This is a genomic window from Paenarthrobacter sp. YJN-D (assembly GCF_015040335.1).
GTDB lineage: Bacteria > Actinomycetota > Actinomycetes > Actinomycetales > Micrococcaceae > Arthrobacter > Arthrobacter nicotinovorans.
Window position 1 is genome coordinate 1,132,725 of record NZ_CP053549.1, and the last position, 26,423, is coordinate 1,159,147.

A 26,423-nucleotide genomic window follows, 5' to 3' on the forward strand; every position below is an offset into this window, starting at 1 on the left:
CCTATCGCTTACGTGGTTTCAGTGCTTCTTGGATACGGGAAAATCGTGACGGCGGTGCGGTCAGTTTCTGCGCCACCAGGTGTCCGGAGCCGCCCGAAAGTCCAGGACCGGGGTGGGTTGAAGCCCCGATGTGCCAGAGACCTTGGATGGCCGTGCGGTGTCCGGCGGCCTCCGGGAAAGGCCGCCACAGAAGGTTCTGGAAGAACTCAGCCGAGCCGCCGTAGGGATCCCCATTGACGGCATTGGGATTGGCCAAGGCCAGGTCCGTCGGTGCCAGGATGTCGGAGGCGAGGACACTCGCACGGGTCCCCGGAGCAAACTGTTCCAACCTTGCCAGGACCCGCTCCAGGTAGCCGGCTTTAAGTTCGCCACTCCACCCATTGCTGACGTCCAGTTCACCTGCGGCATCGCCCACAGGCGCGAACGGCACCTCCTGCAGCTGCAACCACAGCGTGGCCTTCCCCTCCGGTGCCCGCGACGGATCCAGCACGTATTGCTGCCCCACCACAACCGTTGGTTCGGCCGGCAGCAGTCCCGCTTCGGCCTGGGCGCAGGCAACTCCCGTGCTGTCCGAACCATTGCTGAGGTGCACCAGCGGCACGGTGTTGAGCCGGGGATCGAGCCACTCAACGGGCTTGTCCAAGGCCAAGTGGATCTGCATGGCTCCGCGGCCGTTCTGGTACTTTTCAGCGGCCTGGGCAGCCGCGGCCGGGGGCTCGTGAAGCAATGACGTGTAAAGGGCCTGCGGGGAGACGTTGGCCAGCACGGTGTCGGCCGAAACACTGCCCTGTGACGTCCGGACACCCGTGACCGCTGTGCCTGAAACCAGGATCTCCTCGGCTTCGGCACCGAGCATGATCCTGACGCCGTTGTCCCTCAGGAGCGACTCGAACGCTGCGACGAACCGCGATGCCCCGCCCTTCACGACGGGCAGCCCAAAACCGTGCATGCTCATGGCCATGACGGGCAGCATCACCCCGCCCGTGGCTTGGTCCGGTCCCAGCCCGGCGTGCAGGAGCCACGGCGACCACAACTGGTCCGTTTCCCAGCCGTCAAAGCGGCTGCGGACGTAGTTGCGGCCGCTCATCACGGAGTCCCGGATGAATGACTCGTTTGCGCCCAGGCGCCCACGCCGCAGGGCACCAAAGGCGATCTTTGCAACCTCAGGAAAGGACCGCAGCTCGGCGCCGAAGGCCCCGAAAACCGTTCCGGCGTTCCGGCCCAGGTCATCGAGCATCGCCAGGTAAGCGGCCTGGTCCCGGGGCTCCTTGAATGCAGCGCTTGTCTCGGCTGGATCCCGGTGCGCAATGACTACGCGGTGCGCCCCCGTCGCCGGGTCCGCCGCTACGCTCGCCGTCACGGGCCCGGTGGTATTGCAATACTCGAGGCCCCGGGCGTGCAGTTCCTTGCCCAGCACTTCATAGGCGCCGCCGGACACGAACAGCGGATGCCAGGAGGAGAACGTGTCGTGGATGAAGCCCGGCAAGGTCCGTTCGGAGGAGTCGATGAACCCACCCAGCCGGTCCGAGCGCTCGATGATGCACACGCGCTTTCCGTCCAGGGCAAGCTCGGCTGCCGCCACCAGGGAGTTGATTCCCGAGCCAATGATCGCGACCTCACAGGATTCGTCCATAACCGTTCCTTTCAAGAGTGCTCAGAAATCAGGGTGGCTGGCAGTGGCGTGGTACTTGCCGCCGTGGAACACCAGGGGAGCGCCGCCGTCGTGGTTGTAGCTTTCCACCTCACCCACATAGATGACGTGATCCCCGGCGTCATGTCGCGAGACGGTCCGGCATTGGAAGGTCGCCACCGCGCCGTCCAGCAGCGGCACACCGGCGATGCCTTCCACGGTTTCCACTCCGGCGAACTTGTCCGTGGCCGGGGTAGCGAATTGGCGGGAAAGGACGTGCTGGTCGCTTGCCAGGATATTGATGGCAAAGTGCGTGGCTTCCTCGAAATCGCCCAGGCTGGGTGCCCGTTTGCTGGGGCACCACAGCACCAGCGGGGGATCCATGGAGACCGAAGTGAAGGAGTTCGCTGTCATGCCCACCTTCCTGCCGTCCGCGGAAACGGTGGTGACCACTGTGACGCCGGTGGCGAATTGTCCCAGGGCGCTCCGGAAGTCACGGACGTCGAAGGCCGAGGTGTCTTCTTCCTTCCTGGCCTGCATGAAGTCAGCAGCAGCGGTGGGATCAAACCACCACGGGTAGGACGTTCGGGGGTCGTCGAAACCGTTCACGATGCTCGCCGCCAACGCGGGATGTTCAGCGGCTTCGCTGAGGAGCGTTTTCTGGTGGTCCCGGCGCGGTTTCAGGAGATCGTTGGTCCATTCAACGGCCCACTGCCCCCAGCCCCGCCAGAATTCATCGAAAGTGCGCTCCATCCAGTGGCGGTCGAACGGTTGCTGGCCACGGCGGACGATCGAGTCCAGGTAGTACTTTGCAGCCAGGGTTGCATTGTTGGAACCCTGACCGGTGAGGGGATCGTTGAGGACCACGGCATCACCCAGCCCGAACACCAGCTTTCCGTTGCCGAGTTCCCCGACGGCGGACCTCACCGTAGGCGTGATGCGTCCCAGAAGCGTGGCGCCGTCATCCGTCAGTTCGGCTCCGGCGAAGTTCCCGGCTTCGTGCGGAAAGTGCTCGCGCAGGATCGCCAGCGATCGCGCTAGCTGCTCTTTAGGACTTCCGACGTCGGTCCACCGGTCCATGGGGCCACCCACCACGCCCTCGAACACCATCATGCGGCACGGGCCGGACACGGTCAGGCCCGGGAAGGTGAAAAACTCGCCGACGCCGGGGGCCATGGACATGCGGATGGCGTCGCCTACTACTGCGCCGTCACCCACTGCGCCGGCGGCAGCACCGGCGTCGGGCTTGACGTAGTTCAGTGCAAGGACGCGCTGCGGGCGGTCGAAAGGCGATTTTGCCTTGTCCCGCGGGAAGATCTGCCCGATTTCGCCTTTGCCCGTGCTCACAATGACCAGCTCGTAGTCGCGGGCGAGTTCCTCGAGCATGCGCGGGGTGACCTTCTCGATGCGGAAATCGCCACCGGCAGCGACGAACGTCTCAATCCACAGGGCGCTTTTGATCCGTTGGTCGATGGAGCGGGCAGTCCCGTCCAAGGGGGCTGCCCATTCGATGGGTTCTTCCGCGTCCACCCGGAGCTGGATGGAGGTGATGGCCGGGACTGCTCCGGATTCGTAGTATTCGGTGAGGGCGGTCCCCATCTGTGCCTCGGCATCCAGGGCCGTGGAGAACATGCACTGGCTGGACATGACTTTCCCGGTGCGGATCTGGGCTGCGGAACGGTCGGACAGCAGTGTCACTGTGTAGCCTTCCCGTTGCAGGCCCAGGGCCAGTTGGGCACCGGATTCACCGGCGCCCACGATTGCTATCTTTCGCATTATGGGTCCTTTTTAGCTTGTCTGTGCCAAAAAAACGTGGCTAGGAGACTTTGGCTGCGGAAAGGCTCGCCAAGTAGCCGGCTGCCTTGTCGGGAGACATGAACCACTCCTGGAATTCCGGCGGATGGTTGAAGCCGTTGGCGAACCTGCGGGCGATGTCCGGCTCGCTGTTGGCGGCGCCCAGGAGTTCAAGGACGTGGGGCGGCGGCGGGGCCAGGAGGGCATTGGTCCAGTGTGCAACGTGCTGTGCGTAATCCCAATAGCGCTCGAATGTGGCCTGCATGAACTCAGCGCCGAACGGCTGTTCGCCGTGCCGGATGATGCTGTCCAGGTAGGACGCCGCGCACTTGCTGGCGTTGTTGGAACCTTGGCCGGTGATGGGATCGTTCAACACCACGACGTCGGCCAGGCCCAGTACCTGCCGGCCGCTCGGCAACGTGGCGATCGGGTGGCGGACAGTGGGCGCAAACCTGCCCTGGAGGACGCCGTTGGGGTCGGTGAGTTCCACATCCGTTGCCCGCTCGGCTTCCCATGGCAGGAAGGTCTTGAGGATGTTCGTGGAATTCTCCAGATGTTCCTCCGGGGAGAGGCCCTTCCAGGTGTCCATGGGACCGCCGGGAACGCCCTCGAAGACCATAATTTCGCAGGGGCCGCTGGTGGTGAGTGCGGGGAACACGAAGTATTCGCCGACGCCGGGAATGAGGTTGAAAGAAACCGCAGAGTACTCTTCGCGGGGCTTGAGGCCCTTCACGTAGGTCAGCGCCAGGGCACGCTGCGGGGCGTCGTAGGTGCTCCGTTCGGCGTCGCGGGTGAACAGTTGGGCGATGTCTCCCTTGCCTGCGGCGACAATCACCAGATCCGAGTTCTGCGCGTACTTCTCCAGCTCGGCCACGCCTGCGTCTTCGAAAACTAGTTCCCCGCCGCGTGCCGTGAACTCTTCCATGAACCGCGGGAACTTCACGCGCTGGTCGATGGACTTGGCATGGTTGTCCAGGCGGGATGCCCAGCTGATGGCCTTCTCGCCCGGGAGTTCGGGGTGGGGGATGGTGAAGGAAATGCCGTCGACCGTGGGGGCATCGGGCCAGAAGTCCAACCCCAGCGCCCGCTCGTGCTCCAGTGCGTTGTGGAAGATGCATTGGCTGGAGGCGACCTTGCCGTCCCGGATTTCTTCGGGTGTGCGGTTGGAAATGGTGGTCACGGAGTAGCCGGCGTCCAGCAGTCCGATGCCCAGCTGAAGCCCGGACTGGCCGGCTCCGACGATGGTGATGTGGCGTTGCGTCATGGTGTTGCCCTTCTATGGAGTGTGGTGGAGCCTGGCGTCATTTGGCGGCCAGCAGGGGGATGGTTTCTTCGGCGCGTTCAGGACCCAAGGCGGAGTAGCCGCCGTCGACCGCCCAATCGGCGCCGGTCACGAAACTTGCCTGGTCGCCGGCGAGAAACGCGACGACGTCCCCCACCTCGTGCGGCCGGCCGACGCGCTTGAGAGCGTGGAAAGGGGCGGCCACGGAATCGGTCTTGGCAAGATCACCGTTGCTGAGGGTGTCCATGATGTTGCTCCACACCCATCCGGGGCTGACGGAGTTCACCCGGATGCCGTCCGCCGCGAAGTCCACGGCCATGCTGCGCGTGAGCTGGACGAGGGCCGCTTTGCTGGCCGGGTAGAGCCAGCGGCCGGTTTGGGCGATGGAACTGGAGATCGAGGTGAAGTTGATGATGGCGCCGTGCCCTGACGCTTTGAGGTGTGGGCGCGCGGTGTTGCTTGCCACCACTGCACTCACGAGGTTGACGTTGAGGGCCTCGAGCCAGTCGCTGCGACCGGATGCCGGGCCATCGTCCTTGTAGGTGCAGGCCAGGTTGACCAGGATGTCGAGACCGCCGTGGAGGGCTACGGTTTCCTCCACGAGTTCGCGCACTGCGGCGTCATCGGTGATGTCCGTGTGGGAATAGTGGATTCCTTCCCCGAGTGCTTTGGTGAGGGTGCCGCCGTCGGGAGCTATATCCGCAACCACCACCGTGGCTCCGGCGTCCCGCAACGAGGTCACCACGCCTTGTCCCACCTTGGTTGCCCCACCGGTGACAATTGCTGTCCTGCCGTCGAGTCCTGACATGGCCCAAACCTTTCCCGTATTTGTAATGTTGAAGAAATGTGACGTCCGTCATGGTTGATCCATAAGCGACTCTAGGCAGTCGCCGTTGGCCGGACTATCCACTAAGCGCAAAAGTCATCCGGATTACGCAGGGTCTTCCTCTTCTTCGTGCCAACCAACCCACGCCGCTGAGGTGAGCTGAGCGTCCTTGGCTTGAAGTTCCGCCGCCCAGAGTTCGAAATGGTGTCGATCCCACTCGTCCCGCCGGTCATGCACGAGCTTGATGTTCTTCACTGGTCCCACCTCGCTTTCAGTGCTGTTATCGTGATGTGAGCTGCGTCATACTGGTTCTGAAAGCGACTCTAGGCGGCCGTTGAAATCCGGAATATCCACGTAGCGCGGGGATCATCCGAAAAGCGCAGAACTGTGGAGTGGGTGCCCAAATGGTGAAAATTCTTCCCCGCGATGTCCTGCGGGGGCGGCCGACGATGGCCACAACTGACGTGGACGAAGCCCACGCCAGGATCGCCGAGCTGTTCTGCAGCCACGAGCTCGCACCGCGGACCCGGACCTCGGCAGTGGATATGAAGCTGCGTTCCCTGCATCGGGGCGACGTGGGCATCGAGTTCCTGGACTACGGCGCCGACGTCCGCATTGAGCCTGAAGGACTGCAGGATTTCCATCTGGTGCAGATCCCGCTCGCCGGGCATGCGTCCATGCGGGTGGGGAACAGCACAGTGGATTCCAGCCCGCACATGGCCACTGTTCCGCCGATCGACAGGCCATTCTCCATGAGTTGGGACGGCGGCAGCCCGCACCTGATCGTCTATGTGCGGCGAACGGCGCTGGAACGGGTTGCCGGGCAACTGTACGGGGACGGCGCTGTGGAGCTTGGCTACGGCATGGACCTGTCAGGCGCCGCCGGTCGCGCCTTCTTGAGGTCCGTCGTCGAGCTTCATGACGACCTGATCAGCCGGCCGCAGACCGCCGCGCCGGTGTTCGTTCAAGGCTTGTTGGCGGACAGCATGGTGTCCCGGCTGCTGATGGCGATGCAACCGCCTGCGGAGGAGGCCCGGAACACGGAAGCGGAGGGCCGGCTGGTCCGGGAATGCCGCGAACTGCTGGAACGTCACGCCACAGAGGAACTCACGGTGCCCGATATCGCCGAGTGCCTTGGCGTTTCGGTCCGGACCCTGCAGACGGCACTGCGCGCCGAAACCGGGGCGACGCCGTCGGACCTGCTGCGGAGCATCCGGTTGGATCGCGCCCGCGAAATGCTCCTGGAAGCCGGCCCGCGTGAGCAAAGCGTGACGGCGGTTGCGGAGTCGTGCGGCTTCACGCACCAGGGGCGGTTCTCGGCGCTGTATCTGAAGACCTTCGGGGAGTTGCCGTCGGAAACACTGCGCCGCTAGCTACGCCTCCAGGACGTATGTTTTCAGGTCGTCCAGCGTCTGCTGCATGTGCGCGTCCATCGCGAGCCGCGCCTCGTTGGGGTTGCGGGATTCCAGCGCCGCGGCAATCTTCCGATGGTGTCCGATGGCGTGTTCCTGGATCTCCGCGAAAGCGGACGTCTCCCGGCGGCGTGCCTCCAGGACGCGGTGCAGGGGTTCGAACAGTACGGCCACGAAGACGTTGCCGGAGGCGTGCAGAATCACGTCATGGAAGGCCAGGTCGGCTTCAACGAAACCGGCCAGGTCATTGTCCTCGTGGGAGGACTGCATCTTTGCCACATGCTCTTTGAGCGTGATGAGTTCGTCGTCTGAGATACGCTCGGCGGCCAGTTCGCAGGCGCCCGTCTCCAGCATGCGGCGGAGTTCGATCAACTGGATGGCCGCCGCGGCATCCTTGGTGCCCTCCGACGCTGCGCGCAGCACGGCCTCCAGGGATGCCCACTGATTCAGCGGATTCACGAACGTGCCCCGGCCTCGTTCGACGCTGAGGATCCGCTGCGCTTCCAGGGTCTTCATGGCTTCACGCACGGTCATGCGGCTCACCTCGTGCTTGGCGCTGAGCTCCAGCTCGCCCGGGACAACCGTGCCGGGTGGAAATTCGCCCGCGATGATCCGGTCCAGCAACTCATCAGCGACGACGCCAACCAGCGACTTGCGTGCCATGTAACCCCATTCCTGTATCCGCCCATCCTGCGCCCGGCTTCCCCGGGGCGGGATGGATGTCAGACATCTTACGCTGGCGGTGGCCAGCTGGTTTTCCAAAACTCCTGCAACGCTTCCGCACATTGTTGCGGTTGCTCCCAGTGGACACTGTGGCCCGCCCCGGGAATGGCCTTCAGCCGGCGTCGCGGGTCCGCGTCCACAAACGCGGCCATCTGTTCCATGGACCGCACGCGGTCCGCTGTTCCGGCCAGCACCAGCAGCGGAGCGTGGACGCGCCCAGGTACTGAAGGTTCGACGCCGGTCATGGCCGCCTCGCCGCTCGGGCCCAGGACTTCGAACGGGATATCGAACCCGCGGCTGAGCAGTTCTTCGTCCTGGTACGGCGGGTCGCCGTACCAGGCTGCCATGCATCGGGCCTTGGTTCCGGCGTCGATGAAACCTTGTTTCCATTGCGCTTGCAGCATGGACCGGAAGCCTTCGTTGGGCGGCGCCGGAACCATGCCAACCAGCGTTAGGGTTGCCGTCAGCTGCGGGAAGCCGGCGGCAAGCGTCAGGGCCACGCTGCCACCCAGGGAGTGCCCCACCAGGTGAGCGGGACCGCTGTGTTTGGCTTCGAGGGTCGCCGCCAAGGAGGCTGCCGCAGACTCCAGGGTCCATTCGAACTCCGGGGAGAGTACCTCGCCGGGGTGATAGCCGGGGAGGTCCGCAATCCATGCCGGGTATCCGGCGTCGAGCAGCTTTCCGGCCAATGGTTCCCAGTAGGCGGATGTTGAGGCCCAGCCGTGGATCAGGACCGCCGGCGCCGTTTCACCTGCGGAAACAACAGGCGTGCGGATATCCACGGATGTGAACGGTGCTTCGCTGCCAGCCATGCACCCAGCCTAGTGACGCTGGTCTCCTTGCGCAGGCCGGGAGCGTTGTGTCACACTAATTCAAATGTTAGATGTCTGACATCTTACATTCATAAACCGCAGCAAAGATTTCCCACGATGGAGTGAACAGTGACCCTTGAAGCCGACGTTCTGGCCGCTTTCCCGGCGGAAGTCCAGATTCCTGCTCAGCTCGTGGCCGATGCCGTTGCCGTGTCCTCGGCAAGCAGCCCCCGCGTCCTGGTGGTCCTCGACGACGACCCCACAGGCACCCAATCCGTGGCAGATCTCGCAGTGCTGACCAGCTGGGATGTCGCTGACTTCACCTGGGCCTTCGCCCACATCCGTGACAACCAGACCAAGCCCGCCGTCTATGTGCTGACCAACACCCGTAGCCTGGACCCCGCAGAAGCCGCAGCCCGCAACGAGGAAATCGTCCGGAATGCGCTCGCGGCAGCCGCTTCTGCCGACGGACTGCGCCTGGGTTTCGTCAGCCGGAGCGACTCCACCCTCCGCGGCCACTACCCGCTGGAGCCGGACGTCATCGCCGCCACCGTGGCTGCTGAAACCGGCGAAACCACCGACGGCGTGGTGATCGTCCCCGCGTTCCCCGACGCCGGTCGCGTCACCATCGGCGGTGTGCACTACATGCGTGGGACCGGAGAAGATGCCGGTTCCCTCACCCCCGTTGCCGAGACGGAGTTCGCCAAGGACGCGAGCTTCGGCTTCGCAAATTCAGAGATGGCCAAATATGTGGAGGAGAAGTCGCAGGGGCGGTTCCCCGCCAGCGACGTGATCGTCTTGGACCTGAACATCATCCGCGCCGGTGCTTTCGCCCAGGACCCCACCATCTCCGCGAAGGCCATCGCGGACGCCCTGGAATCCGCCACCAACTCCACCCCGATCGTGGCCGACATCGTCACCGAGAATGACTTCCGCGCCCTTGCTATGGGCCTGGAGGAAGCAGAACGCCGCGGCAAGAAGCTCCTCTACCGCGTGGGTCCGCCTTTCGTCCGTGGACGCATCGGCCAGGAGATCCGCACCGCGCTGACCTCCGAAGAGGCCTTTGCGGGCAACACTCCCTCCACGGGCGGAGGCTTGATCGTCGTGGGTTCCCACGTGGGCGTCACCACGCGGCAACTCAACGACCTCACGGCACAGCACAGCTCGGCGAGGACCATCGAAATCGACGTCGAGAAGCTCATTGCCGGCACCAAAACCCAGGGCGAAGCAGAAGCCGAAGCGTACATCGGAACGGTAGTGGCCGACGTCGTGGATGCCCTCCGCAGCGGTGACGTGATCGTCCACACCAGCCGCCTGCTCATCAAGACCGACGACGCCGCAGCCAGCCTGAAGATCGCCCGCACCGTCTCCGCCGCCGTCGTGGCTGTCGTGAACCGCACGCTCAAGAGTTTCCCGCCGCGCTTCGTCATCGCCAAGGGCGGCATCACATCCTCGGACGTGGCCGCCCATGGCCTGGAAATCCGCCACGCGATAGTCCGCGGCCCCATGCTCCCGGGCATCGTCTCCCTGTGGGAGCCGGTGGACGGCCCTGCAAAAGGCATCCCGTACATCGTCTTCGCCGGCAACGTGGGCGACGACCAATCCCTGACCCAGGTCACCCGCAAGCTCAGCGCAACCTTCTAACAGCCAAAATTCAATGGAGAACACCATGACCAGCAGCAACTACACCGTCACCGTCCTGGGCCTTGGTGCCATGGGCCTGCCCATGGCAACCCGGCTCGCGTCCGAGCTGACTGTGCACGGCTTCGACATTGCCGAGCCCCGTCTGGAACTCGCCGCCGCGGCCGGTATCAAGACCTTCGCCTCGGCCCGCGAAGCTTCGCAGGACGCAGATGCGCTGCTGCTCGCCGTCCGCAACGGTGAGCAGCTCAACGACGTCCTGTTTGGCGAAAACGGTGTCGCTGCCGTTCTGAAGCCGGGCGCCGTCGTAATCCTGGGCAGCACGGTGGGAACTGAAGCCATCCCGGCGACGGTCGCCAAGCTTGCCGAGTACGGTGTTTCGCTGGTTGACGCTCCGCTGTCCGGCGGCCCCAAGCGTGCCGGTGAAGGCGATCTATTGATCGTGGTCGGAGCCGAGCCGGAGGCGCTGGAGAAGGCGCGCCCTGCCTTGGAATTGCTGGCCTCCACATTGAGCATCGTGGGCGACAAGCCCGGCGACGGCCAGGCCCTGAAGACCGTCAACCAGTTGCTCTGCGGAGTCCACATCGCTGCCGCCGCCGAGGCCATGGCCCTCGCGGACGCCCTCGGCCTCGACCAGGCCAAGACCCTCGCCGCCCTCGAAGCCGGAGCCGCCGGTTCCTTCATGCTCTCCAACCGTGGCCCGCGCATCCTCGAGGCCTACACCGAAGACGGCGCCGAGGTCCTCAGCCGCCTGGACATTTTCGTCAAGGACATGGGCATCGTAGGCAAGGCAACCCGGGCCGCCGGACTCGCCGCACCCGTTGCCGCTGCCGCCGAGCAACTCTACCTGCTCGGCCAGGCCCAAGGCCTCGCCGCCGCTGATGACTCCGCCGTCATCAAGGTAGTAGCGCCCGCCAAGCGCACCGCTTAACCCCTGGGAGTTTTTGTACACCTAACGCCCTCATGGGGCGCCCTAAAGGTCATTAGCTGTACAAAAACTCCACCCACCCCAGAACGCGCGACGACGGCGATCCCCCCTTCGCCGTCGCCGCCACCTCCCGCCGGTCTGCTGTGCGCACCGGTTTGTCAAAGGAGACACCGCCCCAATGAACCCCCTCGTCAACTCCCTCATGGCCGGGGCCGCAGATGCCCCTGCCATCAAACCCGCAGTGGAGCTGGGAACACCGCTTCTGCTGACCATCGCCGCGGCAGGCATCGCCTTGCTGCTGGTCCTGATCATCCGCTTCAAGATCCAGGCATTCGTTGCCCTGCTCGCCGTCAGCATCCTGGTGGGCGTGGCTGCGCAGATTCCGCTCAAGGACATCTTCACGGTGGTGACCAACGGTGTTGGAAGCACCATGGGCAAGGTCGCCTTGTTGATTGCCCTCGGCGCCATCCTTGGTCGCATGATCGAGGTCTCCGGCGGCGTGCAGTCCTTGGCCACGCACTTCACGGAGAAGCTCGGTGCCAAGCGCGTTGCTGTCGCGTTGACGGCCGTCGGCTTCCTGGTCGCGATTCCGGTGTTCTTCGAGGTGGGAGTGATCGTCCTCGTTCCGATCGTTTACGCCTTCGCCAAAATCGCCAAGGTCCACCCCATCAAGTTCGGCCTGCCCATGGCTGGAATCATGCTGTCCATCCATGTGGCTGTTCCGCCGCACCCGGGCATCGTTGCCGGCGCCGGCGTATTCGGTGCCGACATCGGCCTGATCACTATGATCTCCCTGATCATCTGCATTCCCTTGGGCTTCCTGTCCTACTGGGTTGCCAGCATCATGAACCGCAAGGACTACGAACTCCTCCCCGGCGTGAAGCAGCAGGTTGAGGAATTCGGTTCCGATTCCCTGGTCCACGTGGGCCACGACGGTCCGGGTGCCCGCGCAATCGCCCCGCCGCGTCCGGGCCTGATCATGTTCCTGATCGCAGCGCCCATCGTGCAGATCCTTCTCGGCACCGTCGGCACACTGACCATCGCCAAGGACAACTACTGGTACGGCGTGGCTTCGTTCATCGGCAATCCGTTCTTCGCCCTCCTCGTCGCCGTTGCGTTGTCGTTCTTCCTGCTGGCGGTCCGCCGCAACTGGTCCCTCAAGGAAACAGGCGAGATTTTCGAGGGTGCCCTGCCGCCCATCGCTTCCATCCTGATGGTGGTTGCTGCCGGTGGCGTCTTCGGTGAAGTCCTCCGCACTTCCGGCATCGGAGCCGCGCTCTCCCACACCTTGGACAGCCTGGGCCTGCCCGTGATCGTGCTCGGCTTCATCATCTCGCTGGCCTTGCGCGCAGCACAGGGTTCGGCGACGGTTGCAATCGTCACGACGACGGGCCTGCTCACCTCAGCGGTCATGGAAGGCGGCTACTCGCCGGCGCAGATCGCAGTGATCGTGATTGCCATAGGTTTCGGCGCGCTCGGCCTGTCCCACGTGACCGATGCCGGCTTCTGGACCGTGATCCGCTACTACGGCCTCACGGTCTCCGACGGCCTCAAGACCTGGACCGTCCTGACCACCATCCTGGGCCTGGCCGGCTTCGTCCTGACGTACGTTGCCTGGATCCTGGTAGGAGGCCTGGCCCACTGATGCGCACGAAACTCGACCACCTGGTCAATTCCGCGTTGGCCACCGGCTCCGCTGTTCCAGCCTTCACCTGCTACGACTTCACCACCGCGCTCGCCGTCGTGTCAGCTGCGGAGGAGGCCCGCCTTGGCGTAATCCTGTTGGTGGCGCCGAAAACCGCGTCCACCGCCAACGGCCTACGGCTCATTACTGCCCTCCGGGGCCTGGCGGACTCCGCGAGCGTCCCGGTGTCCGTCCAGCTGGACCATGCTTCGGATCTGAACGTCATCCTGGAAGCTGTGGCTGCCGGAGCTGATGCCGTCCTGGCCGATGGATCATCCAAGCCGCTCAAGGACAACATCCACCTGGTCCGCGAGGTCCGTGCCGCGCTGGACGCGGCGGGCCATGCCGACGTCGTGATCGAAGCGGAGTTGGGCGGACTGGCAGGCGACGAGGACCGCGCGTTCGGGTCATCAACGCCCGACGCCGGTGCTTCCGTCCCCGGTCTCACCGACCCGGAGCAGGTGGCCGGCTTCGTGGAGCAAACGGGTGCGCAATTGCTCGCTGTTGCCGTGGGAAACGTCCACGGCAAGTACACGGGTGAGCCCAACATTCGGTGGGATGTGTTGCAGGATGTCGCCGCACGGACAGAGGTCCCTCTGGTGCTCCACGGCGCCTCCGGAATCCCGGCCAGTGAGCTTGCCAAAGCTTCCGGAATGCAGGTAGGCAAAGTGAACTTCAACACGGAGCTGCGGACCGGGATCCTGGCCACGTTGGAGTCGGAAACAGCGGCGTACCGGGCAGACGGCGAGAATCTCCAGGGATTGCTGGCCCGGTGGAACGGTTCGGCAGCATCCTTTGCCGGCGCCACGCTTGAGTTGCTCAGCGCCTGACACCCAGCGCAGGAACACGGGGAGGCTAGGATCAGACCATGATCCTGGCCTCCCTGATTTTCGCGACGATTGCCGCCCTTCTTCACGTCTACATCTTCACCATGGAGTCCATCACCTGGACCAAGCCCGCTACGTGGAAGACATTCAGCATCACGTCCCAGGCCGAAGCGGATACCACCAAGTCCATGGCGTACAACCAGGGCTTCTACAACCTCTTCCTCGCCATCGGTGCATTGGTCGGGATTGTCGCAGTGGCCATGGGTGCACCCCAGGTCGGTTGGACCCTCGTCTTCAGCAGCTGTGGCTCGATGCTTCTTGCGTCTCTGGTCCTCGTGGCGAGCGGTAAGAAGTACCTCCGGGCAGCGACCATCCAAGGCACGACGCCGCTGCTCGCCGTCGTGCTTGGAATCCTGGCTGTAACGCTGGGCTAGTGTTCCGGCGGCCCTGCCTGGGCTGCGGCGTCGTCCATCCACAGCACTTCCCAGTGGTGGCCGTCGAGGTCCCTGAAGGCCCGGCTGTACATGAAACCGAGATCCTGCGGGTCATAGGTTTCTGAGCCGCCGGCTTCCAGGGCTTTGCCCGCCAAAGCATCCACGTCTTCCCGGCTGTCGGCCGAAATGGCGACGATGGCCGCCGTCGAATTCCTGGTATCCGCTATGGGCTGCTTGGTGAACTGGCTGAACTTGTCGTGCGTAAGCAGCATTGTGTAGATCGTGTCGCTGAAAACCACGCATGCCGCGGTTTCGTCGGTGAAGTTCGGGTTGATCGTGTAGCCAAGTGCTGTGTAGAAAGCCTTGGATGCCTCGAGGTCGCTGACAGGAAGATTCACGAATATGGACGTAGTCATGCGTCTGATCCTGCCGTTGTTTCGGCGTCCCGTCCAGACATGGAATGCGACCATGTGGACAGGGCGGAAGCCACCCTGCTGGCTCCGCCGCTCCGCGAGGCGGACAATGGAGTCAGCACACTGGGAGTCAGCACGCAGGTGCCGGCCCGGTAGGGAGAGCCATGGAGCGGGAGGCGTTTCCTGCGGTCAGCCCAACGGCTGCGCAGAGGGATCCGGTGATCGACCTTGTCCGCTTCACGTGCCTGCTGCTGGTGGTCGCAGCCCACTGCATGATGGTGAGCCCCGTTTTGCACAAGGATGGGACAGTCGAGACCCGCAACGTCCTCATGGAGCAAGCCTGGTTCACGCCTGTGCTCTGGGTCCTGATGATCGTTCCGCTCTTCTTTGTCCTTGGCGGTGTTACCGGCCTCCAGTCGTGGCGGCGGTTGAGAACGGCCGGCGGGACAGGATTCGACTTCGCCCAGCTGCGCCTCCTGCGATTGGTGCGTCCCGCCATGGCCCTGCTCGCCGTCATGTGGGGAGGGTTGTGGATCGCGCTGCTGCTGGGTGTCCATCCGCAAGTCATCCAGCTGATGACTGCCGGAGCTGCGATGCCGTTGTGGTTCCTCGCCGCGTACCTCACGGCCCAGCTGAGCATCCCCCTCTTGGCAAGATTCCATGAACGTGCACCGCTGCTGACTTTCGGGGTTCTGGTGGCCTTCATCATCGCCGTCGATTCCCTCCGCGGCGCCATTCCCGTGCTGGCGTTTACCAACATGATTTTCGTATGGTGCGCCGTGCAGCAGCTGGGCTTCTTCAAGGCCGATGGCTTCTTCGAACACCGGAGCCGCACCTGGCTGGTGGGCGCCATCATCTGCAGCAATCTCCTCCTGGGACTTGTCACCGGAGTCGCTGTGTATCCGGGGAACATGGTGGTGAACATCAACCCGCCCAACTTGTGCCTGCTTCTGCTGGGCATTTCCCAGACAGCCACCCTGCAACTGCTGGGTCCAGGGCTGCGGTGGCTCGCTGACGTCCGGTGGATCCGTGCCGGGATCGCTGTGGCGGGACGCCGCTCCATGACCGTTTATCTATGGCATCTCCCCCTCCTGGTTGGCATGGCCGGTTTGTTGTTGCTCACCGACGTGCCCAGGCCGGTGGCCGAGACCGCAGAGTGGTGGTGGGCCCGCATTCCCGTCTTCATCGCCGTGGTTGCACTGCTCGTCCCGGTGACGATGCTTTTCGGCCGGCTTGAGGATCGTCCCATGGCAGCAAGCCATGCTCGAGGCCCGGGGCGGGCCGCCGTGGTGACGGCCGCCGTCGTGGTCTTTATCCCAGTGGCGGACGCCGCCTTCAACGGACTGACGCTCGCGTTGCTGGGTGGGGGAGCGGCGTGCTTCGCGCTGTCTGTCCTGCTTTTGGGCAGGGTTCCGACGCCGGTCCCCCCGGCGGCGGAGGCAGAACCTGCGGAAGCGCGGCAGGCGACCCCGGCCACGTTGCCAGCACACGATTTACGTGCCAATCTCGAACCATGACCGAGAATACGGATTCACTGGCCGAGTCGTTCCGCCCCGGCGTTACTACATTGCGCAACGACAAGTTCCACCGCTACGAGTTACACGTAGACGGGGAGTTGGCGGTGATTTCACAGTTCCTGGACAGGCCCGGTCACATCGACTTCATCCACACGGAGACGAAACCCCAATTCAAGGGCCAAGGACTGGCGAACGTTCTGGCACACTTCGCCCTGGATGACGTCGTGGCGTCGGGGAAGCGCATCATTCCGCATTGCCCGTTCATTGCCGGTTACCTGAAAAGGCACGAGGGATATGAACAGGACGTCGACTGGCCGAAAGAAAAGCCTACGGTTGACGCGGAGCCTGACAACAACTGACCGCGCCGGGTCAGTCGGTCCGCCCTCTCGGCGAATGCGGCCTTCGTCGCGGCGAGACTGACGTGACCGTTGCTGAAGCCCAGTAGCCCAGGCCTGGTCGCGATGACCGTGGAAGCCAATCCAGCCGCGCATCCGAGAGCGCCACGATGGCGTCGTGTTCGTCAACAACTTCCTGGCCGCGGCACCACGCCCTGACCTGCATGGCACTTACCAGGCTGCCGCCGTGGACATGGTCCGACTCCGTGACGCGGTAGGAGAAACTCCGCATGACGCCTTCGCCCGGGGCCAGGGAGCCGACTGACAGATGGCGACGGTCCGGGCTGGAGGTATAAACCAGGGGCTCCATGGCCTCGTTCGTGAAGGACCGCGGAATAAGACGAATGTTACGGAGATGGCACGTGGAGTCGTTCATGATCCATGCCGTGAAGATCACCGTCTCACCGGGGACGGCCGTGCACTTGTCCGCGCCGTGGATCAATGTGATGCATTTCGCTTGCGCAACCAGCGGCCGGTTGCCGTGATGCCGGAAGTGCGAAAACGGTGTTTTCGCACTTCGCGAGTGGATTGCGGTGCCCGCGGAGACACTCCGGACCGCCCTCGACAATGACGACCGCCCTTTGAAACGCGCTACTCGTCGCACTTCGCCGGAGTTGTGAAACTTCATGCCTGATTAGTGGTGGCGGGAACAGTTTTATGTCGCTTATTCGTGGTGGCGGGAACAGTTTTATGTCGCTTATTCGACGAAACTTTTCGCCCCTTATAGTCCTAAGTAACCTGTGATTCAAGTCAAGATGCAATCTGGTGTCACACTATTGTTTATGGATCAAGTATTAGTGTCCGGGGCCGGTGGGGCGTCCCCAACTTTGGCTGCCGAAAATGACAGCGATCCCCATATCCTGAACCTTGTCCGCCAGGGCGTCACGGACGCCTTTGACACCCTCTACAAGCGGCACGTTCAGATCGCCCACTACGTCGCGCGTACACAGTCCGACAACCCCAGCGACGCCGATGATGTCGTCGCAGAGGCCTTTGCCACCATCTTCCAGTCCTTGAAGGACGGCAAAGGCCCCAAGGAGTTTTTCCGTTCCTACCTCCTGACGGTGGTGCGGCGTACGGCGCATGAACGCAACCGAAAAGCCAGGCTCACGCAAACCGCCGCGGACGACGCCATCCTGGACGCGGCCGTCCATGATGACGATCCCGTGGTTGGCGATCTTGAGTCGAGCATCATGGCCAATGCCTTCAAATCGCTGCCGGAACGTTGGCAGGCCGTTCTCTTCCACCTTGATATCGAGGGATTGAAGCCGGCTGCTGTTGCGCCACTGGTGGGTCTCACGCCGAACGGCGTCTCATCCTTGGCCATCCGGGCCAGGGAAGGTTTGCGTCAGGCCTACCTGCAACACCACATCAGCCGCAGCGTTGACCAGGCCTGCGACGAATTTGCCAGCCAGCTCGGCAAGTATGTGCGCAACGCCCTCAAACGCACGTCCAAGGAAAAAGTGGGTGCCCACCTGGAAGACTGTGCCAAGTGCACCGCGTTGTTGATGGAACTCAATGACGTCCAGGGCGGCATGCGTGCCATCCTTTTCCCCTTGGTTGCGGGCGTTGCCTTTACCCCGGCAGCTGCCGCAGCGGTCGGGTGGCCAGGCGCCGGTGTCGCAGCGGGAGGCGGTGTCGCAGCGGGCGGCGGCAAGGCCGCCGTCGTTGGCCTTCACGGAGTCAGCCAATCCTGGAAAATCCCGGCGGCCATGGTGGTGGGTGCCGCAGCTCTGGCGGGGGTCATCACCTGGTTCCTGCAACCCGAACCCGGTCCCGCTTCTGTAGTTGTTGCAGAATCTCCTGCCAGTATTCCGACGGCCGAGGAAACGGCGCCGGCCCCGGTTCCAAGCAGCAGTGCGTCGCCTGAACCCAGTGCCATTGTGGAGCCGCCCCTCCTCCCTGTCGTTGCCCCAACGGCTGTGCCATCTTTGGCCCCCAGTCAACCTCCCGCCGTCGTGATTCCGCCGGAAGAGCCGTCGGGAAGGCGCGCTGTTGTGGTAGACCCGGGCGTCATCTATTCGACGACGGCGCCGCAGGCCACCGCTTCGGCGGCACCCTTGACGCAAACGGTTGAGGCGACGTTCTCGGCCAGCCAGGGACCAAGCCCCCTTGAACGCGACCTTGGCGTCCAGTTTTCCCTGGCCGGGGATGGTTCGCCGACATCCGGAGAAGTGGTCTTTGCCCTGCCGGCGGACGCTACTTTCATAGCAGGGAAGACAGTGGTGCCGGAGGGCTGGGAGTGCAGCGCATCCGAGGCTCGCCGGATCCGGTGCACCACAGCCACGCTGGACCCGCAGCAGTTGACCTTTGTCGTCGCCGTGACCCTGCCTGACGGTGCGGAGAGCGGAACCCTGGACTACCAGTTCAGCGGGCAAGGAATCGTGCCGAAGACGTTCACCAATACCTTTCATTAAGGCGCCCGAAAGTCATTAAGGCGCCCGAAAGGGCTGTTCTTGGCGGCTTGAAAAAATTCTTGCTGATTTCGCGTCACGATTCGTGAGTTTCGCCCACTAAGAAGTTGGGTGCTCTATGCCCTGGTGCTGTCAGGAAAATTTGGCGCTTTTCTGCGTCACGAATGGTTATGGAAGCGCACAAGGCAACTGGGAGTAGCCTTCCGCATTTCACAGCCATCACGCGAGGATTCCAAGCTCGACCGGATCCCAGGCGTGGTCCAGACAGGCAAGAGAGCCAATGAAACATTCATATCCAAGAAAGCTGTTGGCGGGTGCGCTCGCTACAGCCATAATTTCCCTGGGAGTGGGTGGTGCCATGGCGCCGCCAGCCCTGGCAACCACGCCGGGAACCCCGGGCGTCACCCAGCCAGGGACGCCGGTCTACACGGAGGATTTCTCCAACCAGAACGCGACAAGTAATGCCATCAGCCTCCTGAACTACACCGGAGGCGCCGCCGCCGCCAATGAGACGTACACGGCCGATACCCCGTATACGCCCGCCGGCGGGCAGTGCGACGGATGGATCCTCAACTCTTCAACACCAACGCCGCCAACCGACCTGGGTTGCTACAGGAACCAACCGGCAGGCTGGAACCAGATCCGGTCCATGGCTCAGGCGCTTGGCCTCGCTCAAGGCCAAACTGCTGCCCAAGCCGCCAGCAACCAGGCTCTCTCCGAGTACACCAACGCAAGCTCCGGCGTGATCGATCCCGGCGTGATGTTCCGGACGACAAAGAATTCCATCCCAGCCGTATCCGGCCACTACTACGCTGTCTCGGCGTACTTTGCGGAGGTTAACTGCCACGCGGCGCACGCCAGCGAGACTTTCAGCCTCCTGGTCAACGGCACACCGATCGTGCTGGGGACGGGTCTTGACCCCTGCGGCGGCAGCACCTCGCCGGAAGTCCAGGTCACCAAGCTGCAGTCCGGCGCGTTCAAGATTCCCGAGGGCACCTCGCCGTCGTTGGGCTTGGAGCTTCGCAACGAAGCAACCACCGGGTCGGGCAACGATGTGACCTTCGACCTTCCCCAGATCGTGGATGTAACGCCGCAGCTGGACAAAGCTTTCACGCCTGCCCTCATCGGGCCGGGTGGAACCTCCACGGTTACCCTGACCGTAACCAACACTGACGACGTCAAGGCCAAGAGCGACTGGTCCATTACGGATACCCTTCCGGCCGGGCTGGTTGTCGCAGCTACCCCCAATATTGGCGGGACCTGTGTTCAGGCTGCGGGCACTGCGCCGTTCGTCAAGACGGCGGTCGCCGGCGGCAATTCCATCTCCGTCACCGGCGGCGACCTCGCGGCCGGCATGGAGTCATGCACCATCACGGTTGACGTCACTTCGGATACCGAGGGAACGTACATCAATGGTCCGGGAAACATCGTCACCAACCTGAACCCGCCGGCAGACGCGACGCTCATTGTCCGCGCTCCCCGGATTACCTTGAGCAAGGCCCTGGACGCTCCGCGATTGTCTGATGCTGATCAGTTCACCATGGAGATCCGTTCGGGCTCTGCCACCGGGCAGGTTGTCAGCAACCCCGTCAACTCCACCACCAGTGGTTCCGGCTCCACCGTTTCGACCGGAACCGGCACCACGGGGAAGTACGTCGCTGACACTGGTGCCAGCTACTACCTGACCGAGTCGGGTGGCTCCAACTTGTCCGATTACGCGAAGACCATCACCTGTACAGATGCCAACGGACTGCAGGCCAATCTGCCAAGCGGCGTTGCATTTGAGGGATCCCTGGCGCTGGTACCTGTGGCCGGCGCCGACATTGACTGCGTGCTGACCAACACCGCGCAGTCGGCTCCTTCGATGACGTTCACCAAGAGCGCGGACGCGTCCGGGATTCAGTCGCCGGCTGTAGTGGGCGACAAGATCACCTACACGTTCACGGCTACGAACACCGGAAATGTGGCGTTGACGGATGTTGTCATCACCGATCCGCTGGCTGGCCTCTCCACCCTGACGTACAGCTGGCCCGGCACCCCGGGTACTCTGCTTCCGGGCGAGACTGTCACCGCCATGGCAACCTACTCCATCACGCAGGCGGACATCGACGCAGGACACGTAGCCAACTCGGCCACCACCTCGGGTAATCCTCCGACCGGTCCGCCCGTCATCCCGCCGCCCGGCACCACCGACACTCCGCTGACTCCTGGCCCCGCCATGGAATTCAGCAAGTCGGCCGATGCATCCGACATCCAGAACCCGTCCGTCGTCGGCGACATCATCACCTACACCTTCACGGCGAAGAACACGGGCAACGTGAAGTTGAGCAACGTTTCCATCGATGACCCGCTGGCTGGTCTGTCGGCTCTGGCTTACTCCTGGCCGGGCACTCCGGGCGAGTTGCTCCCGGGCCAGACCGTCACGGCTACGGCAACGTATGCCATCACCCAGGCGGATATCGACGCCGGTCACGTTGCGAACACGGCAACCACCACGGGAACCCCTCCCACAGGTCCTGCCGTGACCCCGCCCCCTGCGGGCACCGATACACCGCTGACTCCTGGCCCGGCCATGGAGTTCACCAAGACGGCGGACGCTTCGGCTATCCGGAACCCCTCCGTCGTGGGTGACGTCATCACCTACACGTTCACGGCGAAGAACACCGGCAACGTGACGTTGAAGAACGTTTCCATCACGGATCCGTTGGCTGGTCTGTCGGCTTTGGCTTACACCTGGCCGGGCACTCCGGGCGAGTTGCTCCCGGGCCAGACAGTGACGGCTACGGCAACGTACGCCATCACCCAGGCCGACATCGAGGCCGGCCACGTGGCCAACGCGGCAACCACCACGGGCACCCCGCCCGTTGGTCCTCCGGTGACGCCTCCTCCGGGAACGACGGACACCCCGTTGACCCCGGCTCCGGCCATGGAGCTCACCAAAACGGCGGATGCCTCAGCTGTTCAGAACCCCACCAAGGTGGGCGACGTGATCACTTACACCTTCACGGCGAAGAACACCGGCAACGTGAAGTTGACCAACGTCTCCATCACGGATCCGCTGGCTGGTTTGTCGGCTTTGGCTTACACCTGGCCGGGCACCGCGGGTGAACTGCTTCCGGGGCAGACCGTGACGGCTACGGCAAGCTACGCAGTGACCCAGGCGGACATCGAGGCCGGTCACGTTGCGAACACGGCAACCACCACCGGTACCCCTCCCACAGGTCCTGCCGTGACCCCGCCCCCTGCGGGCACCGATACACCGCTGACCCCTGGCCCGGCCATGGAGTTCACCAAGACGGCGGACGCATCCGAGGTCCAGTCGCCTTCGGTAGTTGGCGACAAGATCACCTACACGTTCACGGCGAAGAACACCGGCAATGTGAAGTTGAGCAACGTCTCAATCACGGATCCGCTGGCTGGTCTTTCGGCTTTGGCCTACAACTGGCCGGGCACCCCGGGTGAACTGCTTCCCGGTCAGACGGTGACGGCTACGGCAACGTATGCCATCACCCAGGCGGATATCGACGCCGGTCACGTGGCTAACAGCGCCACGACGACGGGTACTCCTCCGTCCGGTCCTCCGGTGACGCCTCCTCCGGGAACGACGGACACTCCGTTGACCCCGGGTCCGGCCATGGAGTTCACCAAGTCGGCTGACTCCTCAGCTGTTCAGAACCCCACCAAGGTGGGTGACGTGATCACGTACTCCTTCTCCGCGAAGAACACGGGCAACGTCACGCTGAAGAACGTCTCCATCTCGGATCCGCTGGCTGGTTTGTCTGCCCTGGCATACAACTGGCCGGGCACCCCGGGTGAACTGCTTCCGGGCCAGACCGTGACGGCTACGGCAACCTACGCGGTGACGCAGGCGGATATCGACGCCGGCCATGTCGCCAACAGCGCCACCACCACTGGTACTCCTCCGTCCGGTCCTCCGGTCACGCCTCCTCCGGGGACGACGGACACCCCGTTGACCCCGGCTCCGGCGATGGAGTTCACCAAGTCGGCGGATGCCTCCGGCATCCAGAACCCGTCCGTAGTAGGTGACCGCATCACCTACACGTTCACGGCGAAGAACACGGGCAACGTGAAGTTGAGCAACGTTTCCATCACTGACCCGCTGGCTGGTCTGTCAGCTTTGGCTTACACCTGGCCGGGTACTGCCGGTGAGTTGCTTCCGGGCCAGACCGTCACGGCTACGGCAACGTATGCAATCACCCAGGCTGATATCGACGCCGGTCATGTCGCCAACAGCGCCACGACGACGGGCACCCCGCCTGTTGGTCCTCCGGTCACGCCTCCTCCGGGAACGACGGACACCCCGTTGACCCCGGCTCCGGCCATGCAGTTCACCAAGACGGCGGACGCCTCCGGTATCCAGAACCCGTCCGTAGTAGGTGACCGCATCATCTACACCTTCACGGCGAAGAACACCGGCAACGTGAAGTTGAGCAACGTTTCCATCACTGACCCGCTGGCTGGTCTGTCGGCTCTGGCTTACACCTGGCCGGGAACTCCCGGCGAGTTGCTCCCGGGCCAGACCGTCACGGCTACGGCAACGTACGCCATCACGCAGGCGGATATCGACGCCGGCCATGTCGCCAACAGTGCCACCACCACTGGTACTCCGCCATCCGGTCCTCCGGTGACGCCTCCTCCGGGAACGACGGACACCCCGTTGACCCCGGCTCCGGCGATGGAGTTCACCAAGTCTGCTGACTCCTCGGCGATCCAGGATCCGTCGGTTGTGGGTGACATCATCACCTACACGTTCACGGCCAAGAACACCGGCAACGTCACGTTGAAGAACGTTTCCATCACTGACCCGTTGGCTGGGTTGTCTGCCCTGAGCTACGTTTGGCCGGGCACTCCGGGCGAGCTGCTTCCGGGTCAGACGGTGACGGCTACGGCAACGTATGCCATTACCCAGGCTGACATCAATGCAGGTCATGTGGTGAACTCGGCCACGACGACGGGCACCCCGCCTGTTGGTCCTCCGGTGACGCCTCCTCCGGGAACGACGGACACTCCGTTGACCCCGGCTCCGGCCATGCAGTTCACCAAGTCAGCTGATACGTCGGCCGTCAAGGATCCTTCCATGGTCGGTGACGTGATCACGTATACCTTCACGGCGAAGAACACCGGCAACGTGAACCTGAGCAACGTTTCCATCACGGATCCCCTGGCTGGGTTGTCCGCCCTGAACTACGTTTGGCCGGGTACTCCGGGCGAGCTGCTTCCGGGCCAGACCGTCACGGCTACGGCAACGTACGCCATCACCCAGTCGGATATCGACGCCGGTCATGTCGCCAACAGCGCCACCACCACTGGTACTCCGCCGTCCGGTCCTCCGGTCACGCCTCCTCCGGGAACGACGGACACTCCGTTGACCCCCGAGCCGGGCATGGAGTTCACCAAGACGGCGGATGCCTCGGCAATCCAGAACCCCACCAAGGTGGGCGACGTGATCACGTATTCCTTCTCCGCGAAGAACACGGGCAACGTCACGCTGAAGAACGTGACCATCACGGATCAGTTGGCTGGTCTCTCGGCTTTGGTCTACTCCTGGCCGGGCACCGCAGGCGAGCTGCTTCCGGGCCAGACCGTGACGGCTACGGCAACGTACGCGGTGACGCAGGCGGATATCGAGGCGGGCCACGTTGCGAACTCGGCCACCACTACTGGTACTCCTCCCACCGGTCCTCCGGTGACGCCTCCTCCGGGAACGACGGATACCCCGTTGACCCCTGCTCCGGCGATGGAGTTCACCAAGTCGGCGGATGCCTCGGCTGTTCAGAACCCCGCCGAAGTGGGCGACGTGATCACTTACACGTTCACGGCGAAGAACAGTGGCAACGTCACGCTGAAGAACGTGGCAATCACGGATCCGTTGGCTGGCTTGTCGGCGTTGACGTACACCTGGCCCGGTGCTGCAGGAATCCTGCTGCCCGGTGAGACGGTGACGGCTACGGCAACCTACGCGGTGACGCAGGCGGATATCGACGCCGGCCATGTCGCCAACAGCGCCACGACGACGGGCACTCCGCCGTCCGGTCCTCCGGTCACGCCCCCTCCGGGAACGACGGACACCCCGTTGACCCCGGCTCCGGCGATGGAGTTCACCAAGACGGCGGACGCCTCGGGGGTCCAGAACCCCACCAAGGTGGGTGACATCGTCAAGTACGCATTCACGGCGAAGAACACGGGCAACGTCACGTTGAAGAACGTGACCATCACGGATCAGCTGGCTGGGTTGTCGGCTCTGAGCTACAACTGGCCGGGTACTCCGGGTGAGCTGCTTCCGGGTCAGACGGTGACGGCTACGGCAACGTATGCCATCACCCAGGCGGATATCGACGCCGGTCACGTGGCTAACAGCGCCACGACGACGGGCACTCCTCCGTCCGGTCCTCCGGTGACGCCTCCTCCGGGAACGACGGATACCCCGTTGACCCCGGCTCCGGCAATGGAGTTCACCAAGTCTGCCGATGATTCCGCAGTTCATGACCCGTCGAAGGCCGGTGACCTGATCACTTACACCTTCACGGCGAAGAACACCGGCAACGTCACGTTGAAGAATGTGGTCATTGATGATCCCCTGGCTGGCCTCTCGGCTTTGACGTACAGCTGGCCCGGTGCAGCAGGAACCCTGCTTCCCGGTGAGACAGTGACGGCTACGGCAACGTACGCCATCACCCAGGCGGACATCGACGCCGGCCACGTCGCCAACTCGGCCACGACCACGGGCACTCCTCCCGTTGGTCCGCCGGTAACGCCGCCTCCGGGTGAAACGGACACTCCCTTGACCCCGGCTCCGGGCATGGAGTTCACCAAGACGGCTGACGCCTCCGCTGTTCACTCGCCTTCCAAGGTCGGTGACCTGATCACTTACACCTTCACGGCGAAGAACACAGGGAACGTCACGTTGACCAACGTCTCCATCGACGACCCCCTGGCTGGACTCTCTGCGCTGAGCTACACGTGGCCCGGTGCAGCAGGAACCCTTCTTCCGGGTCAAACGGTGACGGCTACGGCAACGTATGCCATCACCCAGGCGGACATCAATGCCGGTCACGTCGCCAACTCGGCCACCACCACGGGAACTCCTCCCACCGGTCCCTCGGTGACGCCTCCTCCGGGTACCACGGACACTCCGTTGACCCCGGCGGCAGGTTTGGAGTTCACCAAGACGGCTGACGCTTCTGCGGTAGGTGATCCCACCCATGTGGGTGATCTGATCACTTACACGTTCACGGTGAAGAACACCGGAAACGTTCCGCTGAAGGGCGTTGTGGTCAACGACTCCATGCCTGGTCTGTCTGCTTTGAACTACGCCTGGCCCGGTGATGCGGGAGTCCTGCTCCCCGGCCAGACGGTGACGGCTACGGCGACGTACGCCATCACGCAGGCGGATATCAACGCAGGCAATGTGGCCAACACGGCAACTGCCACCGGCATTCCGCCCGCGGGACCGCCGGTGAGCACGCCACCTGCAACGGCTGAAGTGACCTTCCCACCGACCGTCCCGCCGGCCGCGCCGTCGGCGTCGGATCAGTCCGGAGGGTCGCTGGCCAGCACTGGTGTTGTTCTCACAGTGCTGCCCATCAGCCTTCTGGTGGTTGGCGCGGGTCTCTTCCTGTTCCTCGCTGGGCGCCGCAAGCGTTCCGAGGCCTAGGTAGCAGTGTGCGTGG

The 26,423-nt window shown here is 63.7% G+C and carries 19 protein-coding genes; 10 read left to right on the forward strand and 9 right to left on the reverse strand.

The genetic code is table 11. The annotated features are described in order from the left end of the window. Nucleotide 1: 1 nt before the first annotated feature. The 5 genes from HMI60_RS05355 to HMI60_RS05375 all read right to left on the reverse strand — a co-directional run bounded on the left by HMI60_RS05355 (nucleotide 2) and on the right by HMI60_RS05375 (nucleotide 5,787). Nucleotides 2-1,633, reverse strand: coding sequence for an NAD(P)/FAD-dependent oxidoreductase (locus tag HMI60_RS05355; protein ID WP_110505926.1), 1,632 nt, complete (start codon nucleotides 1,631-1,633; stop codon nucleotides 2-4). A gap of 21 nt (nucleotides 1,634-1,654) precedes the next feature. After that, nucleotides 1,655-3,406: a flavin reductase gene (locus tag HMI60_RS05360; RefSeq protein WP_193590697.1), complete on the reverse strand. Its 1,752-nt coding sequence runs from the start codon at nucleotides 3,404-3,406 to the stop codon at nucleotides 1,655-1,657. Between the two features lie 40 nt (nucleotides 3,407-3,446). Continuing rightward, nucleotides 3,447-4,688: a styrene monooxygenase/indole monooxygenase family protein gene (locus HMI60_RS05365; protein ID WP_018778997.1), complete on the reverse strand. Its 1,242-nt coding sequence runs from the start codon at nucleotides 4,686-4,688 to the stop codon at nucleotides 3,447-3,449. A gap of 37 nt (nucleotides 4,689-4,725) precedes the next feature. Continuing rightward, on the reverse strand, nucleotides 4,726-5,514 hold the full coding sequence (locus HMI60_RS05370) for an SDR family oxidoreductase (RefSeq protein WP_110505929.1): 789 nt from the start codon (nucleotides 5,512-5,514) through the stop codon (nucleotides 4,726-4,728). 123 nt (nucleotides 5,515-5,637) lie between these two features. Continuing rightward, on the reverse strand, nucleotides 5,638-5,787 hold the full coding sequence (locus HMI60_RS05375; RefSeq protein WP_179128464.1) for a hypothetical protein: 150 nt from the start codon (nucleotides 5,785-5,787) through the stop codon (nucleotides 5,638-5,640). Nucleotides 5,788-5,936: 149 nt separating this feature from the next. Here HMI60_RS05375 and HMI60_RS05380 point away from each other — a divergent pair, with 149 nt between their 5' ends. Next, entirely contained in the window at nucleotides 5,937-6,905 is a 969-nt protein-coding gene (locus tag HMI60_RS05380) for an AraC family transcriptional regulator (RefSeq protein WP_110505930.1), read from the forward strand. Here HMI60_RS05380 and HMI60_RS05385 read toward each other — a convergent pair whose 3' ends face one another. Together HMI60_RS05385 and HMI60_RS05390 are read right to left on the reverse strand one after the other, a co-directional pair. Then, nucleotides 6,906-7,607, reverse strand: coding sequence for a FadR/GntR family transcriptional regulator (locus HMI60_RS05385; RefSeq protein WP_039239287.1), 702 nt, complete (start codon nucleotides 7,605-7,607; stop codon nucleotides 6,906-6,908). It abuts the gene before it with no gap. Nucleotides 7,608-7,675: 68 nt separating this feature from the next. Continuing rightward, a complete protein-coding gene (locus HMI60_RS05390; protein ID WP_110505931.1) occupies nucleotides 7,676-8,479 on the reverse strand; it encodes an alpha/beta fold hydrolase in 804 nt (267 codons plus the stop codon). 129 nt (nucleotides 8,480-8,608) lie between these two features. On the opposite strand from HMI60_RS05390, the gene HMI60_RS05395 reads away from it, so the two are divergent. The 5 genes from HMI60_RS05395 to HMI60_RS05415 all read left to right on the forward strand — a co-directional run bounded on the left by HMI60_RS05395 (nucleotide 8,609) and on the right by HMI60_RS05415 (nucleotide 13,993). Next, nucleotides 8,609-10,123, forward strand: coding sequence for a four-carbon acid sugar kinase family protein (locus HMI60_RS05395; RefSeq protein WP_110505932.1), 1,515 nt, complete (start codon nucleotides 8,609-8,611; stop codon nucleotides 10,121-10,123). A gap of 25 nt (nucleotides 10,124-10,148) precedes the next feature. Beyond that, on the forward strand, nucleotides 10,149-11,051 hold the full coding sequence (locus tag HMI60_RS05400; RefSeq protein ID WP_039239290.1) for an NAD(P)-dependent oxidoreductase: 903 nt from the start codon (nucleotides 10,149-10,151) through the stop codon (nucleotides 11,049-11,051). A gap of 175 nt (nucleotides 11,052-11,226) precedes the next feature. Then, complete coding sequence (locus HMI60_RS05405) at nucleotides 11,227-12,693, forward strand: GntP family transporter (RefSeq protein ID WP_018778989.1); 1,467 nt, start codon at nucleotides 11,227-11,229, stop codon at nucleotides 12,691-12,693. Then, complete coding sequence (locus tag HMI60_RS05410) at nucleotides 12,693-13,562, forward strand: class II fructose-bisphosphate aldolase (protein ID WP_193590698.1); 870 nt, start codon at nucleotides 12,693-12,695, stop codon at nucleotides 13,560-13,562. The genes HMI60_RS05405 and HMI60_RS05410 overlap by 1 nt, the downstream gene beginning before the upstream one ends. Before the next feature lie 38 nt (nucleotides 13,563-13,600). Further along, nucleotides 13,601-13,993 (forward strand): DUF1304 domain-containing protein, encoded by a 393-nt coding sequence (locus HMI60_RS05415; RefSeq protein WP_039239292.1) that lies wholly within the window; start codon nucleotides 13,601-13,603, stop codon nucleotides 13,991-13,993. On the opposite strand, the gene HMI60_RS05420 is transcribed toward HMI60_RS05415, so the two are convergent. After that, complete coding sequence (locus HMI60_RS05420; protein WP_018778986.1) at nucleotides 13,990-14,409, reverse strand: VOC family protein; 420 nt, start codon at nucleotides 14,407-14,409, stop codon at nucleotides 13,990-13,992. The two genes, HMI60_RS05415 and HMI60_RS05420, sit on opposite strands and share 4 nt — an antisense overlap. A 161-nt stretch (nucleotides 14,410-14,570) precedes the next feature. On the opposite strand from HMI60_RS05420, the gene HMI60_RS05425 reads away from it, so the two are divergent. Continuing rightward, entirely contained in the window at nucleotides 14,571-15,923 is a 1,353-nt protein-coding gene (locus tag HMI60_RS05425; protein ID WP_193590699.1) for an acyltransferase, read from the forward strand. After that, a complete protein-coding gene (locus HMI60_RS05430; protein ID WP_018778983.1) occupies nucleotides 15,920-16,282 on the forward strand; it encodes a GNAT family N-acetyltransferase in 363 nt (120 codons plus the stop codon). The genes HMI60_RS05425 and HMI60_RS05430 overlap by 4 nt, the downstream gene beginning before the upstream one ends. A 10-nt stretch (nucleotides 16,283-16,292) precedes the next feature. Here the strand turns inward: HMI60_RS05430 and HMI60_RS05435 are convergent, their stop codons facing one another. Beyond that, nucleotides 16,293-16,694, reverse strand: a complete 402-nt coding sequence (locus tag HMI60_RS05435; protein WP_155845952.1) for a hypothetical protein — start codon at nucleotides 16,692-16,694, stop codon at nucleotides 16,293-16,295. Between the two features lie 406 nt (nucleotides 16,695-17,100). Between HMI60_RS05435 and HMI60_RS05440 the strand changes: the two genes are divergently transcribed. Together HMI60_RS05440 and HMI60_RS21000 are read left to right on the forward strand one after the other, a co-directional pair. Further along, complete coding sequence (locus HMI60_RS05440) at nucleotides 17,101-18,735, forward strand: sigma-70 family RNA polymerase sigma factor (RefSeq protein ID WP_193590700.1); 1,635 nt, start codon at nucleotides 17,101-17,103, stop codon at nucleotides 18,733-18,735. 355 nt (nucleotides 18,736-19,090) lie between these two features. After that, the gene (locus HMI60_RS21000) at nucleotides 19,091-26,407 is read left to right on the forward strand and encodes a DUF11 domain-containing protein (protein WP_227453656.1); all 7,317 of its coding nucleotides are present in this window, start codon (nucleotides 19,091-19,093) and stop codon (nucleotides 26,405-26,407) included. Nucleotides 26,408-26,423 lie beyond the last annotated feature (16 nt).